The sequence below is a fragment of the Aliamphritea ceti genome (assembly GCF_024347215.1).
In the GTDB taxonomy this organism is placed as follows: domain Bacteria; phylum Pseudomonadota; class Gammaproteobacteria; order Pseudomonadales; family Balneatricaceae; genus Amphritea; species Amphritea ceti.
This window is the reverse complement of record NZ_AP025282.1, coordinates 3,990,886-4,007,779: the sequence shown is the minus strand read 5'-3', so window position 1 is coordinate 4,007,779 and position 16,894 is coordinate 3,990,886. Positions and strand designations below refer to the sequence as shown.

The following is a 16,894-nucleotide window of genomic DNA, read 5'->3' as shown; positions in this document are numbered from 1 at the left end:
TTGTTCGGCTAAGCTGTAGTTTCTATATGTATTGAATAGCGAAGCGTGCCGGCAGTTGGCAGCTAAGCGGTCGTCAGGCTGTCCGGCATTCTCAAATACCTGGGAGGAACCGGTCATGTGGATGAAGCAACACGGATATCGCTGGTTGCTGGGAGCTTGCGTAATGCTGATTGGCATAGCAGCTCAGGCAGCTAACTTTGGTCAGGAGGGCGGTATTGACTGGCAGCCCTGGGATAAAACGTCTTTCGATAAAGCTAAATCAGAGAATAAACTGATTCTGGTGAATGTTGGTATGGAAGGCTGTACGGCCTGTAATCGCATGGAGCGTGTGACTTACACCAACCAGAATGTAGTTGATCTGATTAATAAACATTTTGTTGCGATTGCCGTGGATGCGCAGGCGCGTCCGGATATCGGCGAACGTTATTCTGACTGGGCATGGCCGGCAACCGCATTTCTGCAACCTGATGCAACTCAGGTATTTGCTATGGCGGGTAATCGACTGCCGCGCAACTTTATTCCTATCCTCAATGATCTGGTCGATAAACAAACAGCAGGTACTTTAAAACCTGATCCCCGTTCGCCTTATGCTGCTGCACCTGAGCCGGTGGAAACTGAGTTAACTAAGATTCGTGATCAGGTACGGTTACAGCTCGACCGTGCGCTGAATGATGATTATGGCTGGTCTCGCTGGGGACTGAATACTGAAATTGACGGTCCGCGATTAGAGCATCTGTATTTCCGTGCGCATTTATATGATAACCAGAACTTGCGTGACCTGGCGCTGGCTACCAGTAAAGGGTTTCTGGAAACACTGGATCCGGTTTGGGGCGGTGCTTATATCAAGAAAATAGCAGAAGGCAGCCAGGGAGTACCGGCTCGCTTCAGCAAGTTGATGGCAATCCCTGAAAAACGTATTAGCAATCAAGTCAATGCAATTACTGCTTTTGCAGAAGCTTACCGGATTACTGGCGATGAAGCTTTCCGTGAAGGGATGCGCAATGTTGATATGTATCTGACAGACTGGATGCTGGATAGCAGTAAAGGTTATTACGCTAATCAGAAAGACGAACCGGAAGGTTTGCCTGAAGATTGGTGGCCACAGGATTACTGGTTGCTAGATACTGCTGATCAGCGCCTGGCCTACGGTGTGCCGCCCATTGATCATGCTGTTTATACGGATAAAAACGGTGAAGTAATCAGAGCATATGTATTGGCTGCCCAGGCATTTGATGCTCCTGAGTATCTGCAAAAAGCGGTTGATACAGCGACGTTTATTCTGCAGGACCGGCAGCAGGTTGAAGGTTGGTTGTTACAGTCGCGGGAAAATCAGGCAATGCTTGATGATCAGCGGGTACATCCACATACCGAAGAGGCGAGACCTTTCCTGCGGGCACAAGCAAGTATGGGACGCGCCTTATTAGCACTGTATAGCACAACAGGTGAGCAACACTGGCTGGATGCAGCTGTTAATGTCGCGGACGGCACGCTGGCAACTTTACTGGACAGCAAGAACAAAGGCTTTTTTGGTACAGTGCCGGATTCGACCGCCAATCTTATACCGCCACGTAAGCCCCTGGAAGATAATGCGCAGGCTGCCAGCTTCTTTTATGACCTCTTTATTATGAGTAAGTTACCTCGCTTTGAAACCGTTGCTGAGGAAACCATAAGGGCGGTGGCTGCACCTTCTATTCTTGCCCGAGAAGGCAGAATTACCGGCCGAACTGGTTTAGCGCTGGAGCAAATGACAGCTGCTTATGTAGAGTTTTCGGTGGTTGCTGAGAATGCAAATGAAGCAGCACAGCAGTTATATGCTGCAGGGATTGATGCTTACCATCCGCGTAAGTTAATTCATTTTGAAAAGCCCGGCCGTTACCCACAGTTAGGGCAGGCAAGTATGTTTATCTGTAACCCGGACCGGTGTTCACTGCCACTGAGTAAACCTGAAGAAGTGGCTGACGTGGCAGAAAGCTTCCGGGGAGGGGCTACTTCGCTTTAACTGAATGACCGGAGTTTTGTCCTATTGTGCTTAAGGGCTGTGTGCAGAACTTCGGTTTTTCGTCTATACAGGTATATTCTGTCTCGTATTAGTGGATTCTGATAAATCATTCAAATTTAATATGTCTAAATCGAGTCTTTTCTGTCGTTGTGAGATGACAGGGGCTCGATTAATTGCGTTTTTTATCGTAGTTTGTAGCACGGTTTTTTGGAAAGTTATTTGATTATAGTGTTTTAAAACAAGCATCTTAAGAATATTGCGGAGTAGCTGTACGCAGTTCAAATGATACTCAAAAGCGACAGGTGGTCGCTATTATTCAGGGATACCTGGAGGAGGAATATGGAACGTTGGTATCGCTTCAAGAGTTATCCACTGCACATCCATATTTCTACTTTTGCGCTATTTCTGGTGTTATGCCTGGGCGGCGTACTGACGTTGTACAATTATTACCAGGCCAGCCAGTTAATTCGCAGCGCTGCCAGTGACGTTTTCGAACAGTCCCGCCAAAAAATAGAACTGGATTTTCAACGCAGCTACGCGCCGATTGCACAAACAGTTCACCTCTTAACGAAAACGCCTCTGGTGAATGCCACTACATTTGAACAACGCATGCAGCAGCTACCTTTGCTGGTTACTGCACTAGAGGATCAGCCCGAACTGGCAGCACTTGAGGTCGCTTACAAAGACGGTGATTATTTTATCGTCCGGGTTATTAATGATCAGCATATGCGGGATGTTTTTGAAGCGCCGAAGAATGCGGCATTTTTAGTGGACAACATTCAGTATGCAGAAGCAGATCGCGGGATAGAGCGGATTTTTCTGGATGCTGATTCAAACCAGATTGGCGGTATGCAGCTGATGCCTACTGACTATGATCCCAGGCAGCGTGGCTGGTACAAACAGGCTGCAGAAGCTGATGCTGAAGGGCGTCTTACTGAACCTTATCTGTATTTCTTTATTCGTAAGGTTGGCGTGACTTATTCACAGGCCAGTCTGGATGGAAATGCGGTAGTGGCCGGTGATATTACGCTGGATGTTCTGAGTGCTTCAGTACAGGAACAAAATATTACACCGAGCAGCCATTTACTGATTCTGGATAAGACCCAGGGCGTGCTGGCTTATAATCATCGTCCGAACTCTGTTTACAGTGCCACCGATGAACGGGTGCGTTTACTGCACATTAATGATTTACAACAGCCTTTACTGGCACTTGCCTCGGTTCAGCTGGATGGCGCTGAGAAGCAGTTTGATCTGAACTATATGGATCAGACGTGGCAGGGCTCTTTGAAATTACTGGCGCCGATTCCACAGGCGCAGTTTCAGTTGCTCCTACTGACACCGGAACCTGAGTTACTGGCAGAAGCTTACAATATACGCCGTTACAGCACGCTGATTGCGTTTGTATTGCTGTTAATGTTTCTACCTCTGACCTGGTGGATTGCCCGACGGGTAACCCTGGCATTGCAAAGGTTGGTATGGCAAAGCCAGGAAATTCAGCGCTTTCACTTAGGTTATCAAATTGAAAACCGTTCACGGATTAAAGAGATTGTTGAACTGGCGACTGCTATGGGAGTTATGCAACAAACGCTCAGGGTATTTATTCGTCAGTTAGAGCAGCTTAATAAGCAACGTCATCAGGAGGGGCTGATGGAATTGTTGACGAAAGACTTACAGCAAATAACAGGATATGAAGGTGTATTGTTGTATCGCCCTAAAGATAAGCAGCATTGGTTTCTGGCCGGGACGGGATTTAAATCTATTCCTTCTACAGCTAACCTCCCCGAGCAAATTCCTTTAGTTCTGGACTCTGTGATCGCACGAACACTAGAGTCACGTTGTACTCAGTGCGCAGATCTTTTGACTGAAGATCCGCTGGTATTTGGGGAACTTGCAAAACAGTTTTCGGCAGATTTACGCTTAACTGCGGTACCGCTAGTTTCAGGCCATGTGCGTGGTGTTTTAGTGCTGCTGGAAGCACAGGGAGAAAGTCGGGATCAGCAACGTGCCTTTGTTGAAGCGCTGGCGGGGTTTGCAGCGAATTGTCTGGAAAATGCTGATCATGAGAAAACGGTGGCAGATTCAGCGCCTTCTGAATAAATATACCGTTATCTATTTGGTTAGTCTGTCAGTGAGATAACACGTCGGATTGGGGCGGTTGTTCAGATATATCGTAATTATGTCGATTACACGCCTCATTATGGGTAATACCTGACAGAAAAACTCAGATATTCAACTACTTTTATGTAGCACGTAAAAATATGTGGTACGTAAAAAATAGTTATCAGCCGGTGATTCCGGTGGTGCGCAGGCAGTAATCTTTTACGGACGGGAAATATAAGGAAGAGATCTTTACGCTGAGAAAATCGGGCTGTGATCTCCAATGAAAGGATTTCACAGTAAGGGAGCGTCAACATGGATTCCTGGCAAAGGCTGCGCCGCTGTCCAATACATTTACATATCTCTACGCTGGCAGTCCTGCTGGTGCTGATTCTGGGTGGAAGCCTGGGAATTTATAATTATCATCAGACCCGGCAGCTTATCAACAGCGCATCCGGTGATTATCTTGAACAGCTTCGGCTGAATGTCGAGCTGGAATTTCAGCGTAGTTATGCACCAGTAGCGCAAACCGTTAATTTACTCCTGCAAACTCAACTCACCACCGCGCAGAACATGTCTTCCCGATTACGTACTTTACCTCTGTTGGCCGCAGCACTTGAGAATCGTCCGGAGCTGACTGCGCTTGAAGTGGGTTATGCGAATGGCGATTTTTTTATTGTTCGGGTGATGAACGATGAGCATATGCGGGATGTGTTCAGCGCGCCAAAACAAGCGATGTACGCGGTGGATAATATTCGCTTTGCCAGCAAACCAAGGCGGATTCAGCGGTTATTCTTTGATGAAAACTTAGTCCCTTTAGGTCCGTCAGAATATTTACCTACTGAGTATGATCCCCGTAAACGGGGCTGGTTTGAGCTGGCAGTCGAAGGGCGGGGTGAAGGCAAGCTGACTGACCCTTATTTGTATTTCTTTATCCGCAAAGTAGGCGTGACCTTCACTCAGATTAATACCGAAGATGCGGCGGTGATCGCGGGTGATATTTCGCTGGATATGCTTGCGAAGTCGATACAGCAGCAACGCATCAGCCCTAACAGTCATTTACTGATACTGGATAATAATCAGCAGGTTCTCGCGTATAACCGTTCAGATGATCTGATTAGCAGTGCGACTGAAAATAAAGTAAAACTTAAAACACTGGCGGATTTACAGCATCCGCTAATGAGCCTGGTAAGTCATTTACCCGATGGTACAGACAAAACCTTCAGTGTTAGTTTTCAGGGGGATACCTGGCAAGGGCAGTTAAAAACACTGACACCTATACCGGAAGCAGAGTTTCAGCTTCTACTGCTTACCCCTGAAAATGATTTACTTGCTGAGGCCTACCGGATACGCAAAGAAGGTGGAGCGATCATTCTGATGTTGCTGTTGCTCGCCTTACCATTAACCTGGCTGATGACGAGACGTCTGGCGTTACCACTGGTTGATCTGATTGAGCATGGTAAGGAGATAAAACGCTTTAAGTTTGATAACCGTTTTACGGATACTGGTATTGCTGAAGTGGATGATTTGCACCATCTGATGGATGAGATGCAGCATAATTTTGATGATTTGTTTGGCTTATTGAAGCGGGTGATTGCCTACCCGGATACCACTGCCCGGGCCCGTTATGTGAGTAATGAATTACAGCGGCTGGTGCAGTGTGACGGGGTGATGATTTATCTGGCCCGTGATGAGCAAAACCTGTCACTGGCAGCAGGGCATTTCCCGGGAATGCGAACAGCAGAGTATCTTGAGGCAACGATTCCGCTTCAATTGGATAGTCTGCTCTCAAGGGCGTATCAGTCTGCCACTACTCTGGAAGGGCCTTTATCTGCTGAAGACCCATTGGTTATTGGTGGGCTTAAAGCACATTTCCTGAGTGAAATGTGCATGCTTGCAGTGCCATTATTCAACGCCCGTGGTGCAGCCGTTGGTGTGATGGCGTTATTGGCTCCTCTGGATCAGGATACCTGTGTAGAGAAGTTGTCATTCTGTGAAGCGTTGGCAGGCTTTTTAGGAACAATATTATTGCCGGAACGGAGTCGGGATGAAGCTGATGTTTTGCGGCGAATAACCTCTGGTTGAGTAATTGATGTCATTTACCTGTCTATACTTAAGGCAGTGAAAGAAAGCAGATGAGACAACAGGATAACCTATGAAGCAGCAGACGTCCTACATCGCCCGACAGCCAGAAAATGACGGCATCATCCGTTATAGCGCTGCGGAAAATCGTATCTGGAAAACACTCATTAACCGTCAAATGGCGTGTATTCAGGATACTGCCTGCGATGAGTTTTTATCCGGACTGACGTTGTTAAACTTACCGCAAGATCATATTCCTCAACTGAGCGAAATTGATGATGTTTTGTATGCTACAACCGGTTGGAAAACTGCAGCAGTACCCGCCCTGATTGGTTTTGACCGCTTTTTCGAATTGCTTTCACAGCGGCGTTTTCCGGTTGCTACTTTTATTCGTTCAGAAGAGGATCTTGATTACATCAAAGAGCCAGATATTTTTCATGAGATTTTCGGCCATTGCGCAATGCTGACTAACCAGCATTTTGCCGATTTTACTGAGCATTATGGAAAGCTTGGGGTGTCTGCAACACCTCAGGAGCGGGTATATCTGGCACGATTATATTGGTTCACGGTTGAGTTTGGTCTGGTGCGTCATCAGGATAGTTTTCGGGTAATTGGTGGCGGCATTCTTTCGTCTCCCGGTGAAACCCGTTATGCCTTTAGTCATGAAGCAGAGATCACTCCATTGGAGCCTTTACAGGTTTTACGGACACCTTACCGAATTGACATTATGCAGCCGGAATACTTTCTGCTGGACGATCTTGCCCATATGACAGCACTGACCAAACTGGATCTGATGGCGCTGGTGCATCAGGCAATGGAGTTGGGATTATTACCGGCGAAGTTTCCTCAGGCCGTATGATCTGAATACGTACTGATTATGTAATCTTTACTTTAAAAAATGATTATTTATCGACTTTAGAGTGAGTCGTAAACTGTGAGGCAGAATAAAGTAACTCCTTATTCTGAATGTTTAGCGGCATCTCTGTTTAGCAGAGATGCCGTTTTTTTCACTTTGCAGGTTCAATCTGAGCACGCATATGCTGGAGGAAGGCCTTTAAAACTAAATTCTGTGGCGTACTTTTACGGGTAACATACGAAAAGCGGGTATCGTAAAAGTAGGTGTCTGCTTCGATAGCATGTAAGCGGTTTTCATTGACCCAAGGTTGCGCGAAGTGGTCGGGCAGGTAGCCAATGTAACGGCCGGTTAAAATTAAAAATGCGATGCCTTCCCGGTCAGTAGCTGTAGCTGCTGCTTCGGTATTCAGGCATTGTTGGTGCGTTTTGATTTCTGCACTTTGTACATATGCAGGCAAAACTGCCTGCCACTGATCAATTTGAGCTTTACCTTCAGCATGGAACAGCGGGTGACTGGCTTCGCAATAGAGCTGCGAACGTTCACTGTATAAATCGTGGTATTCCAGGCCACTGATTTGCTTCGTTGTAGGCATAATACCCACGTGCAAATGGCCTTTCAGAATACCCAACTCAACATCATTAGGCGGCATCATCCAGATATTGATAACAACATCCGGCCCCTGATCTTTCAGTAGAGCGAGACTGTTAGTAATCGTCATCTTAGGCATGCTGACCAGTGTATCGGTGATACCAATGTTCAGTTCACCCTTTAGCTGAGTATGTAGGCCGTTTATCTGAGTTTTAAAGTCTTCAATGGATGAAAATAGCTGCAGGATATATGCGTAGATTTCCCGGCCTTCTTCAGTCAGGGAAAAACCTGACCGGCCCCGCTGACAAAGGCGAAATCCCAGCCGGGTTTCAAGATCAGAAACTGCAACACTGATTGCTGCGCTGCTGATGTTCAGAACGACTTCGGCGGCAGAAAATCCACCGGCTTCAACGATGACTCTGAAGATACGTAGTAATCTCAAATCAACGTCGCTTAACTGGCCTATAACGTGTTTATTCAAAGTATTCTGTATTTCCTGTCAAAAGTTATTGTGGCTGCGTTAAGAGTAGTCATTGCAGATTGCCTGTAGTAGCAAAAGGTCACTTTAGTGAGCACCGTATCCGGGCGGTAAGCTAACACCACCCGAACAGGACTGTTTAATACTGAGTTTAGTAACCCAGTAACAATTTAGGTAAAAACAGCGATAATTCCGGAATGAACGTCACCAGCATAACCATAGGTAAGTGTCCCAGACATAGGAATTTCAGGGTAGGAGTAAGGTATTTATCCAGTGATAACTTACTCACACCGCCTGCCATATAAAGCATCGGCGCACATGGTGGTGATACATTACCCAGACCCAGGTTCACCCCAACGATTGCTGCGAAATGAATCGGGTCGATTCCTAATGCGTTCACCACCGGTAGAAAGATAATTGCCGCCAGTACACTGCCGGATATATCGTCAACAATCATACCAATCAGTAATAACAGCACATTGATCATCAATAGAATGACGTATTTATTTTCTGATATCTGTAACAGAGCTTCGGCTAATTCTTTAGGGATTTGTTCAAGAATCATTGCCCGGCTCATGATGAACAGAAAGAATAGAACAGCCATAATTGAGCCGGTCATTGTGACAGCGCGAATAGTGACACTGCCTAGGCTACGCAGAGTCATGCCTTTGTAGATCAGCAAGCCCACCGGTATTGCATAAATGACTGCAATTGCTGCTGCTTCTGTTGGTGTCGCGATTCCGCTGTAAATGGCACCCAGAATGATGAGCGGCATCAGTAAAGCAAATAATGCTTTATAGCCTGAAACGGCCACTTGTTTAGCTGCTGTTTTGAAAGGCACGGCCGGTTCGACCTGAATATTCGGATTGTCTTTCAGAAACCAGATATTCAATGCGCAATAAATGAATGTCAGCAATATGCCCGGAATGATTGTCGATAAAAAGGCCGCGCCAACGGATAAACCTCCGGTGATGGAAAAAATAATCATAGGAATGCTAGGAGGAATTAACAGTGCCAGGACGGACGAGCAGGCAACCAGCGCCGTCGCATGACCCGCGGGATACCCTTCGCGAACCATACGTGGAATCATAATTTGCCCGACCGCGGCAATAGCAGCAGATGAGCTACCGGAAATCGCACCAAATAACGCACAGGTGAGAACGGTGACTGCACCTAACCCGCCTTTGATCCGTCCTACCAGTGCATTTACAAAGTTGAGCAGCCGCTCTGAAATACCTCCTTCAGCCATGAGTAAACCAGCGAAAATAAACAGCGGTAATGCCAATAGTGCGAAACCACTGGCTGTTTTGAAGCCGTGGGGAATCAGAAATGAAATATCATTGCCACTGCTAAAGGTAAAAAGCATTGCGCCAATACCGAATGCAAAAGCAACAGGGATTTCAACCAGAATCAGGGCGACAATAATGAGCATCGCCAGTAAAAATAAAAGCATTAGCGTGTCTCCTGACGGTTTGATTTCATGGCCCGTAATTCAGTGATTTGCTGTAGAGCATTCAGCAGAAAGTAACCAACCATCATTGCGAAGCCGACAATCATGCTTGCACTCCAGATACCTCTCGGCCAGCGCAGGTTGATACTCAGGCGGCCACGATCAATTTCTTTCAGTGCGTAGACACAGGCAAAGTAACCAAAAATACAGGCTGCCAGCATGCAAACAAGAGAACCAAAAAGACGAAACTGTTGGGTTGTATAAGGGTCTTTGACGATAAGGGTAAGAATGCCGCCGTGAATGTGTTCATGTTGCCGTGTGGCGTAGCCCATACCGAGAAAGTATACCCAGACAGCCAGCAGAATGGAGGCTTCTTCAATGCCGGTAAAAGGAGATTCCAGCACGTAGCGCATAATGACCTGGGCGAACATTAAGGCAGCAAGCATCAGGCCGGCAAAAAGCATGAGTGCTTTAAACGTATAGTTGAGCAGTGTTTCAAAACTGCGCATTGATGTTCTGAGTTTACTCTCTGGTTGTTGAGCATCCGAGATCTGGGAAGGAGAGGCCTGTGGTGATAAAGCCTCGTTTCCGGTCGTCAATATTTCTGGCGTTTGCATAACACTGATCCGTTCAGTAATGCGCCGGATAACCGTTGTTACAGAGAAGGTCCGCCGCTGCTGATTTGCGACCCCAGCAATATATTCATGCCGGGGACTTTGTAAAAAAGCCCCGGATCCGGGGCAAGAAGTGCAAGAATCAGTTAATGCCAGCGATCGCCCGCATCTTATTCATGATCTCAGTGCCAACGATTTCTTCCATGAACGGCCATTCTTTTTCATAAATAATGCTTTTAGCTTTTTCCAGCTCAGCAGGTGTCAGTTCAACAACATTGATGCCGTTTTCCTGAACTTTCGCTAAGAAACCTTCATCAATGCTTTGAGCTTCAGCCCACACTTTTGTCATGGTGGCAGTGGCAGCAGCGCGAATCTTTTGTTGCTCAGCATCTGACAGGCTGTCCATCCAGGTCTTATTTACTACCCAGAATGCATGCTCAAAGTAATCTTTCGTTAATACATAGCTTTCCAGAACATCTCGCATCTGCCAGATTTCGACAGACGGGCCAAAGGCACGTCCATCAACTGTACCTAGTTGTAATGCTGTGTAGAGTTCTGCGAATGGCATAGGGACAGCAGTGAATCCCCAGTTTTTGAAGCGTTCGATGGCGACTGGCGCAGGTGGTACCCGCATCTTGAATCCCTGAGCGTCTTCCAGGAAGCTGGTGGGTACGCGGTTAACACCTTTACGTACTGCCAGTGAACCGAAGCCAGTCGGAATAGTCCCCAGAATTTCTAAATCCAGATCACCGAGAATATCGTTATATACGTCGGTCATTTGTCCGTTGGGACCGTAGACTTTGCGAGCGTCGTCCCAGTTATCGACGACATAGGCCAGCCATGAAAGGTCCAGGCGAGGATCATATTCTGAAGCACCAAAACTCATCGTCATAGGAACGACGCCTTCCATGCTTTGTTCAAATATTGATGCCCAGTCTCCCAGATCACCACCTGGGTGGTAACTAACTTCGAGTTCAGAATTGCTGCTCTTCATCTCATTAATGAAGGTCTCTGAAGCCATATGGAAAATATGATCGGTAGGGTAGGCATGAGCCAGAATAAAATCATCTCCTGCGCTGGCCTGATTAGCCATTGGCAGTGATAAAACCGTAGCAGTTGTGCAAGCTGCAACCAAAGACTTGATAGTAGTTTTTATCGTCATAACGACCTCTAATATTTTTTGTTGGTCTGAGAAGTGTTCAGCCGGGTTCCGGACTGAATCGGTTGACGATTTTCAGTGATGACGGGGGCTGGATAAATTTCAAATAGGTTTAACTTAGTTAATTAAACGCTTAAGTAAGAGGAATAGCAGAGGATTTACAACGGATTAAAGGTCGTTTTTCGACAAGGGTTTGTTTTAGAAATATTCCAGTGAAATTGAAATTACACCGGTAATTGGCCGGTGTAACTTATTCACTGGAGAGTTTTTAGGGGGTTATTTTTCTTCAATTTTTTCTGCGTGAGCATATAAGCGGTTGATCAGTTCGCTGAACTGTTCCTGCTCTTCTTCGTTAAAACACTCCAGCAGTTTTTCTTCATAGGCAAATGAAACCGGTACGATTTCCCGGTATACGTCGCGGCCGGTAACAGACAAATTAAGGACTGACCGACGGCGGTCTTCGGCATCAAACTCACGTTCAATCAGTTTGCGTTGCAATAACTTAGCAATTGCCCGGCTGATAATGGATTTTTCGATCTGTGTTTTTACTGAAACAAAGTCTGCAGATGCATTTGGGTATTCACCAAGTACCGCCATGATGCGCCATTCCGTTACCGAGATACCAAATTTCCCCTGATAAGTAGCCGCAATAATGGTGCTGACTTTGTTAGAGAGTACAGACAACCGGTAGGGCATAAAGTCTTCGAGGGTGATGATATCAGGGGTGTCGTGAGTATTTTTCATAAGCTCTTCCGGGTCATAGCTTGACAATAGTTGCGATTACAACCAATAATTGTTGCATGAGCAACTATTGATTCAGATCAGTCTGTTTCAACAAAATAATAATTATATCGGGAGCATTACGCAGCGTCGCCGTACCTGTGGTTTTTGTTCTTCGAATAGCAGGAGCATAACATGGCAGACCTTTTTGAAAATCCAATGGGCCTGGATGGCTTTGAATTTGTAGAGTTTTCTGCAACTGAACGCGGCCAGTTGGAGCCTATTTTTGAGATGATGGGGTTTACCTGCATTGCGCGTCACAGGTCTAAAGATGCGGTTTTGTTCCGTCAGGGCGATATAAATTTCATTATTAATTATGAACCTCAGAGTAACGCTCATTATTTTGCTGAAGAGCATGGCCCATCCGCTTGTGGTATGGCGTTTAGGGTTAAAAATTCACACCATGCGTACCACCGAGCGTTGCAGTTAGGCGCTCAGCCAATCGAAGTGCCTACTGGCCCGATGGAATTACGTTTACCAGCCATTAAAGGCATTGGCGGCGCACCTTTGTATCTGATTGACCGATATGAGAACTGTAATTCAATTTACGATATCGATTTTGAATATTTTGATGGTGTGGATCGTCATCCGGAAGGTTGTGGTTTTAAGGTCATCGACCATCTGACACATAACGTCTATCGCGGCCGTATGGATTACTGGGCTGGTTTCTATGAAAAGATTTTCAACTTTCGTGAAATCCGCTACTTCGACATTAAAGGTGAGTACACCGGTCTGTTATCTAAAGCCATGACTGCGCCGGATGGCCGTATCCGTATTCCGTTAAATGAAGAGGCGTCTCAGGGCGGACAGATTGAAGAGTTTCTGATGGCGTATAACGGTGAAGGTATCCAGCACATTGCATTTTCCTGCGACAACTTACTGGAAGCCTGGGACAAACTGAAAGCGAAAGGTGTGAAGTTTATGACCCCACCACCTGAAACCTATTACGAGATGCTTGAAGAACGCTTACCTGGCCATGGTGAGCCTGTTGATGAATTGCAAAGCCGTGGAATATTGCTGGACGGTACTACCGAAGGTGATGAGCCGCGTCTGTTATTACAAATTTTTTCAGACACAGTGATTGGTCCGGTGTTCTTTGAATTTATTCAGCGTAAACAGGATGACGGCTTTGGCGAAGGTAATTTTAAAGCACTGTTTGAATCAATAGAGCGGGATCAGGTGGCACGGGGTGTTATTGATCAGCAACCTGATGCAGCAGCTGAACAGAAGCGCGTTTAAATGAATAAGGAGCCTGAGATGAATATTCAACGCATTCATCACGTCGCTTACCGGTGTAATAACGCCAAAGAAACAGTGACCTTTTATCAGCAAGTGCTGGGTATGGACTTTCAGCTGGCGATTGCAGAAAACGAAGTGCCTTCAACCAAAGCGCCGGATCCTTACATGCATGTATTCATGGATGCGGGTAATGGCAACGTACTGGCGTTTTTCGAAATACCGAATTCGCCACCTATGGGTAAAGATCCAAATACGCCTGCCTGGGTGCAGCATATTGCTTTTGAAGTTGCCGATATGGATGCCTTACTGGCGGCTAAGCAAAAGGTGCAGGATGCCGGGCTGGAAGTGATAGGTCCGGTCGAGCATACCATTTTTAAGTCAATTTACTTTTTTGACCCTAATGGCCATCGCCTTGAAATAGCTGCCAATACAGCGCAACCGGGCATGTTAGAAAAGCTGCATGAAGTAGCGCCGGCAATGCTCGATGAATGGGATCTGACCAAACGTGCACCTCAGCATGCAGCGTGGCTGCATGATTCTTCACAGACGATGAAATAACAACGAGAAAAACTATGAAACTGGCTTCTTTAAAGGGTGGACGCGACGGTCGTCTGGTAGTGGTTAATACCCAGATGGATCGCTGTGTGGCGGTGCCTGAAATTGCGGTAACTCTTCAATCTGCGCTTGATCACTGGAGTGATTGTGCACCTCAGTTGGCAGCTACATTTGCGGCGTTGGAAAGTGGTGATATTCAGGGTGAGGCATTTCAGCCTGAGATCTGCGCCTCGCCTTTACCACGTGCTTTTCACTGGGCAGATGGTTCTGCATATGTGAACCATGTGGAACTAGTACGCAAAGCACGTAATGCAGAAATACCGGATAGCTTTTGGGTTGACCCGCTGATGTATCAGGGTGGTTCAGATGCATTCATCGGTCCGCGTGATGATATTGAAGTAGCTGATGAAGCCTGGGGAATCGATTTTGAAGCTGAAGTCGCTGTGGTGCTGGATGATGTCCCTATGGGTGTATCGCCGCAAGCGGCGCTGCAACACATACAGCTGGTAATGCTGGTGAATGATGTTTCCCTACGTAATCTGATTCCTGGTGAGTTGGCCAAAGGCTTTGGTTTTTATCAGTCCAAGCCTTCCAGCGCATTTTCACCGGTGGCTGTTACGCCAGATATGCTGGGTGACGCCTGGCAGTCGGGTAAGCTGCACTTGCCTCTGAAAGCAGTACTGAACGGTGAATTGATCGGTGAGCCGAATGCTGGTGTGGATATGACGTTCGACTTCGGGCAACTGATTGCTCATGCTGCAAAAAGCCGGCCGCTAGCTGCAGGCACTATTATCGGTTCAGGCACTGTCTCCAATGTAGATCGCTCCAGTGGTTCCTGCTGTCTGGCTGAAGTACGGATGTTGGAAATTATTGCTGAGGGTAAGCCTGCAACTGAGTTTATGAAGTTCGGAGACCGGGTTCAGATTGATATGCACGATGCTGAAGGTAACTCAATATTTGGTGAAATTGATCAGCAGGTAAGCCGTTATGTTGCTCCATAATGCGCAGCAACTGGGGTCTGATGAACCTCTGTTGGGCACGGCCGACGTCAGGGGTGAGGAAGATCCTATCTTCGCTTTACTGCAAACCTACCGGCAGGATGAGCGTGACAATAAAGTTGATCTGGGAATCGGTGTGTACCGGGATTCGCTGAATCAGTCCCCCGTTTTTCGGGCGGTTAAAGCGGCGGAACAGTGGCGGGTAGATACCGAAGCCGACAAAGCCTATATCGGGCCGCTTGGTGATCAGGAGTTTTGCTCGGCTGTGACAGAACTTGCTCTGGGTAAATCATTAGCTGACTCGCTAAGATCACGGCTGGCCTGTGCACAAACGCCAGGTGGCGTAGGCGCATTGCGGTTAGCGTTCGAGTTGTTGGTGCAGACTAACCCTGACCTGTGTTTGTGGTTAAGTGATACAACCTGGCAAGTGCATCGGCCGATTGCGGAAGCTGCTGGTGCTAAGCAGGGGACTTACGTGTATTACGATGCTCAGGCAGGGCGGCAGGGCTTTGCGACTATGCTGGAGTCTTTACAGGCAGCCAAACCGGGCGATGCGATACTGCTGCAGGCTAGTTGCCATAATCCGACAGGGTTGGATTTATCGGCTGATGAGTGGCACAGCCTGGCGGCGTTTTGTAAACAGCGTCAGCTCTTGCCAATTATTGATATGGCCTATCATGGCTTGGGCAACGGACTGGAACAAGATGCTGAAGGTCTGCGAATTATGGCGCAGGCGATGCCTGAATTGTTGTTGTGTTACACCTGCTCGAAGAACTTCGGCCTGTACCGGGACCGAACCGGAATGGTGGCGGCGCTGGCGCAGAACGAATCGTTACAAAAGATACTGATGCAGCAGTGGATGCAGCTGGCGACACGGCATTATTTTACGCCTCCGGCCCATGGTGCAATGCTGGTAAGGCGGATTCTGCAGGATGCAGATTTACGGGGTATTTGGCAGCAGGAGCTGGACAGTATTTATATCCGGCTACAGTGGGTGCGTGAACAATTATGCAGTGCACTGAGGCAAGCTGTACCACAAAAAAACTGGCAGTTTTTACATGATGGTCAGGGCATGTTTGCGCTGTTTCCGTTAACTCTGGCGGAGATTAAGCATCTGCAAAAAATATACGGTGTCTATATTGTCAGTAACGGTCGGGTGAATTTGTCAGGCTTTAATGAGGCTAACTTGCCAACAATTGTTGCCAGTATTGCTGCAACGGTCGAGACACTGGAGGCCTCTGATTATCAGGAGTTAGCATGCTAGAACTCTATAGTTATTACCGATCATCTGCTGCGTATCGGGTGCGCATTGCACTGGCATATAAAGGGCTGCAGTGGGCACAAATTCCGGTTAATTTACTAACGTCAGAACAGCAGGACCAGACTTATCTGGAGTTGAATCCGCAAGGCTTAGTACCTGCACTTCAAACGGATCAGCATTTGTTAACCCAGTCGCTGGCCATTATTGAGTATCTGGAGGATGTTTATCCGGCAGCTCCTTTGTTACCGATTGATTCTCAGGCTAGAGCCCGGGTCAGAAGTCTGGCTCAGCAGATTGCGGTTGATCTGCATCCGCTGAATAATTTGCGGGTATTGAAGTACCTGCAAAATGATCTGGGGTTATCTGACAAAGATAAGATGAAGTGGTATCGGCACTGGATAGATGTTGGTTTCACTGCACTGGAAAAAAGCCTTGAAGACAGTGGTTCTGAAGGGAAGTTTTGTTTTGGTGATTCAGTGACGCTGGTGGATATTTGCCTGATACCTCAGGTATATAACGCGAAGCGGTTTGAATGTGATTTGAGTGCATTTCCGTTGATAGAGTCGGTTTGGAAGCATTGTAACCGGCAACCGGCGTTCAAACAGGCACAGCCGGAGCAACAGCCGGACTGTATCGGTTGATGATTGAAGTTAATCGATATCCCTTCTATGACAGCAAAATTAGAAAGCATTTACATTGCACAATAAAAATATAATTATCTTTTAAGACTAGTATGGT

14 protein-coding genes are annotated in these 16,894 nt (G+C 46.9%); 9 read left to right on the top strand and 5 right to left on the bottom strand.

Features of this window, described 5'->3' with window-relative positions:
- Window positions 1-115: 115 nt before the first annotated feature.
- The 4 genes from OCU49_RS18340 to phhA all read left to right on the top strand — a co-directional run bounded on the left by OCU49_RS18340 (window position 116) and on the right by phhA (window position 7,037).
- Window positions 116-1,999 carry a DUF255 domain-containing protein gene (locus OCU49_RS18340; RefSeq protein ID WP_261842007.1) on the top strand — a complete coding sequence of 628 codons (1,884 nt, stop codon included), beginning with the start codon at window positions 116-118 and terminating at the stop codon, window positions 1,997-1,999.
- Between the two features lie 339 nt (window positions 2,000-2,338).
- Entirely contained in the window at window positions 2,339-4,096 is a 1,758-nt protein-coding gene (locus OCU49_RS18335; protein ID WP_261842006.1) for a GAF domain-containing protein, read from the top strand.
- Between the two features lie 315 nt (window positions 4,097-4,411).
- Window positions 4,412-6,181, top strand: coding sequence for a cache domain-containing protein (locus OCU49_RS18330; RefSeq protein ID WP_261842005.1), 1,770 nt, complete (start codon window positions 4,412-4,414; stop codon window positions 6,179-6,181).
- A gap of 70 nt (window positions 6,182-6,251) precedes the next feature.
- Window positions 6,252-7,037: a phenylalanine 4-monooxygenase gene (gene phhA / locus OCU49_RS18325; RefSeq protein WP_261842004.1), complete on the top strand. Its 786-nt coding sequence runs from the start codon at window positions 6,252-6,254 to the stop codon at window positions 7,035-7,037.
- Between the two features lie 148 nt (window positions 7,038-7,185).
- On the opposite strand, the gene OCU49_RS18320 is transcribed toward phhA, so the two are convergent.
- From OCU49_RS18320 to OCU49_RS18300, 5 genes are all read right to left on the bottom strand, one after another.
- Entirely contained in the window at window positions 7,186-8,103 is a 918-nt protein-coding gene (locus OCU49_RS18320) for a LysR family transcriptional regulator (protein ID WP_261842003.1), read from the bottom strand.
- A 148-nt stretch (window positions 8,104-8,251) separates the two neighbouring features.
- Complete coding sequence (locus tag OCU49_RS18315) at window positions 8,252-9,553, bottom strand: TRAP transporter large permease (protein ID WP_261842002.1); 1,302 nt, start codon at window positions 9,551-9,553, stop codon at window positions 8,252-8,254.
- Window positions 9,553-10,167, bottom strand: coding sequence for a TRAP transporter small permease (locus OCU49_RS18310; RefSeq protein ID WP_261842001.1), 615 nt, complete (start codon window positions 10,165-10,167; stop codon window positions 9,553-9,555). The genes OCU49_RS18315 and OCU49_RS18310 overlap by 1 nt, the downstream gene beginning before the upstream one ends.
- 139 nt (window positions 10,168-10,306) lie before the next feature.
- Entirely contained in the window at window positions 10,307-11,326 is a 1,020-nt protein-coding gene (gene dctP / locus OCU49_RS18305; RefSeq protein WP_261842000.1) for a TRAP transporter substrate-binding protein DctP, read from the bottom strand.
- A 273-nt stretch (window positions 11,327-11,599) separates the two neighbouring features.
- Window positions 11,600-12,067, bottom strand: a complete 468-nt coding sequence (locus OCU49_RS18300; protein ID WP_261841999.1) for a MarR family winged helix-turn-helix transcriptional regulator — start codon at window positions 12,065-12,067, stop codon at window positions 11,600-11,602.
- 171 nt (window positions 12,068-12,238) lie between these two features.
- On the opposite strand from OCU49_RS18300, the gene hppD reads away from it, so the two are divergent.
- Genes hppD through maiA form a run of 5 tightly spaced genes read left to right on the top strand, consistent with a single transcriptional unit; the run spans window position 12,239 to window position 16,797 of the window.
- Window positions 12,239-13,342: a 4-hydroxyphenylpyruvate dioxygenase gene (hppD, locus tag OCU49_RS18295; protein WP_261841998.1), complete on the top strand. Its 1,104-nt coding sequence runs from the start codon at window positions 12,239-12,241 to the stop codon at window positions 13,340-13,342.
- An 18-nt stretch (window positions 13,343-13,360) separates the two neighbouring features.
- A complete protein-coding gene (locus OCU49_RS18290; protein ID WP_261841997.1) occupies window positions 13,361-13,900 on the top strand; it encodes a VOC family protein in 540 nt (179 codons plus the stop codon).
- Window positions 13,901-13,914: 14 nt separating this feature from the next.
- A complete protein-coding gene (locus tag OCU49_RS18285) occupies window positions 13,915-14,898 on the top strand; it encodes a fumarylacetoacetate hydrolase family protein (RefSeq protein ID WP_261841996.1) in 984 nt (327 codons plus the stop codon).
- A complete protein-coding gene (locus OCU49_RS18280) occupies window positions 14,885-16,159 on the top strand; it encodes an amino acid aminotransferase (RefSeq protein ID WP_261841995.1) in 1,275 nt (424 codons plus the stop codon). The genes OCU49_RS18285 and OCU49_RS18280 overlap by 14 nt, the downstream gene beginning before the upstream one ends.
- Window positions 16,153-16,797 carry a maleylacetoacetate isomerase gene (gene maiA, locus OCU49_RS18275; protein ID WP_261841994.1) on the top strand — a complete coding sequence of 215 codons (645 nt, stop codon included), beginning with the start codon at window positions 16,153-16,155 and terminating at the stop codon, window positions 16,795-16,797. The genes OCU49_RS18280 and maiA overlap by 7 nt, the downstream gene beginning before the upstream one ends.
- The last annotated feature ends 97 nt before the right edge of the window (window positions 16,798-16,894 follow it).

What these genes read in the sequence shown, in the direction of transcription:
- OCU49_RS18340 (WP_261842007.1), top strand. Translation starts at nt 116, where the DNA reads ATGTGGATGAAGCAACACGGATATCGCTGGTTGCTGGGAGCTTGCGTA.
- OCU49_RS18335 (WP_261842006.1), top strand. Translation starts at nt 2,339, where the DNA reads ATGGAACGTTGGTATCGCTTCAAGAGTTATCCACTGCACATCCATATT.
- OCU49_RS18330 (WP_261842005.1), top strand. Translation starts at nt 4,412, where the DNA reads ATGGATTCCTGGCAAAGGCTGCGCCGCTGTCCAATACATTTACATATC.
- phhA (WP_261842004.1), top strand. Translation starts at nt 6,252, where the DNA reads ATGAAGCAGCAGACGTCCTACATCGCCCGACAGCCAGAAAATGACGGC.
- OCU49_RS18315 (WP_261842002.1), bottom strand. Translation starts at nt 9,553, where the DNA reads ATGCTTTTATTTTTACTGGCGATGCTCATTATTGTCGCCCTGATTCTG.
- OCU49_RS18310 (WP_261842001.1), bottom strand. Translation starts at nt 10,167, where the DNA reads ATGCAAACGCCAGAAATATTGACGACCGGAAACGAGGCTTTATCACCA.
- dctP (WP_261842000.1), bottom strand. Translation starts at nt 11,326, where the DNA reads ATGACGATAAAAACTACTATCAAGTCTTTGGTTGCAGCTTGCACAACT.
- OCU49_RS18300 (WP_261841999.1), bottom strand. Translation starts at nt 12,067, where the DNA reads ATGAAAAATACTCACGACACCCCTGATATCATCACCCTCGAAGACTTT.
- hppD (WP_261841998.1), top strand. Translation starts at nt 12,239, where the DNA reads ATGGCAGACCTTTTTGAAAATCCAATGGGCCTGGATGGCTTTGAATTT.
- OCU49_RS18290 (WP_261841997.1), top strand. Translation starts at nt 13,361, where the DNA reads ATGAATATTCAACGCATTCATCACGTCGCTTACCGGTGTAATAACGCC.
- OCU49_RS18285 (WP_261841996.1), top strand. Translation starts at nt 13,915, where the DNA reads ATGAAACTGGCTTCTTTAAAGGGTGGACGCGACGGTCGTCTGGTAGTG.
- OCU49_RS18280 (WP_261841995.1), top strand. Translation starts at nt 14,885, where the DNA reads ATGTTGCTCCATAATGCGCAGCAACTGGGGTCTGATGAACCTCTGTTG.
- maiA (WP_261841994.1), top strand. Translation starts at nt 16,153, where the DNA reads ATGCTAGAACTCTATAGTTATTACCGATCATCTGCTGCGTATCGGGTG.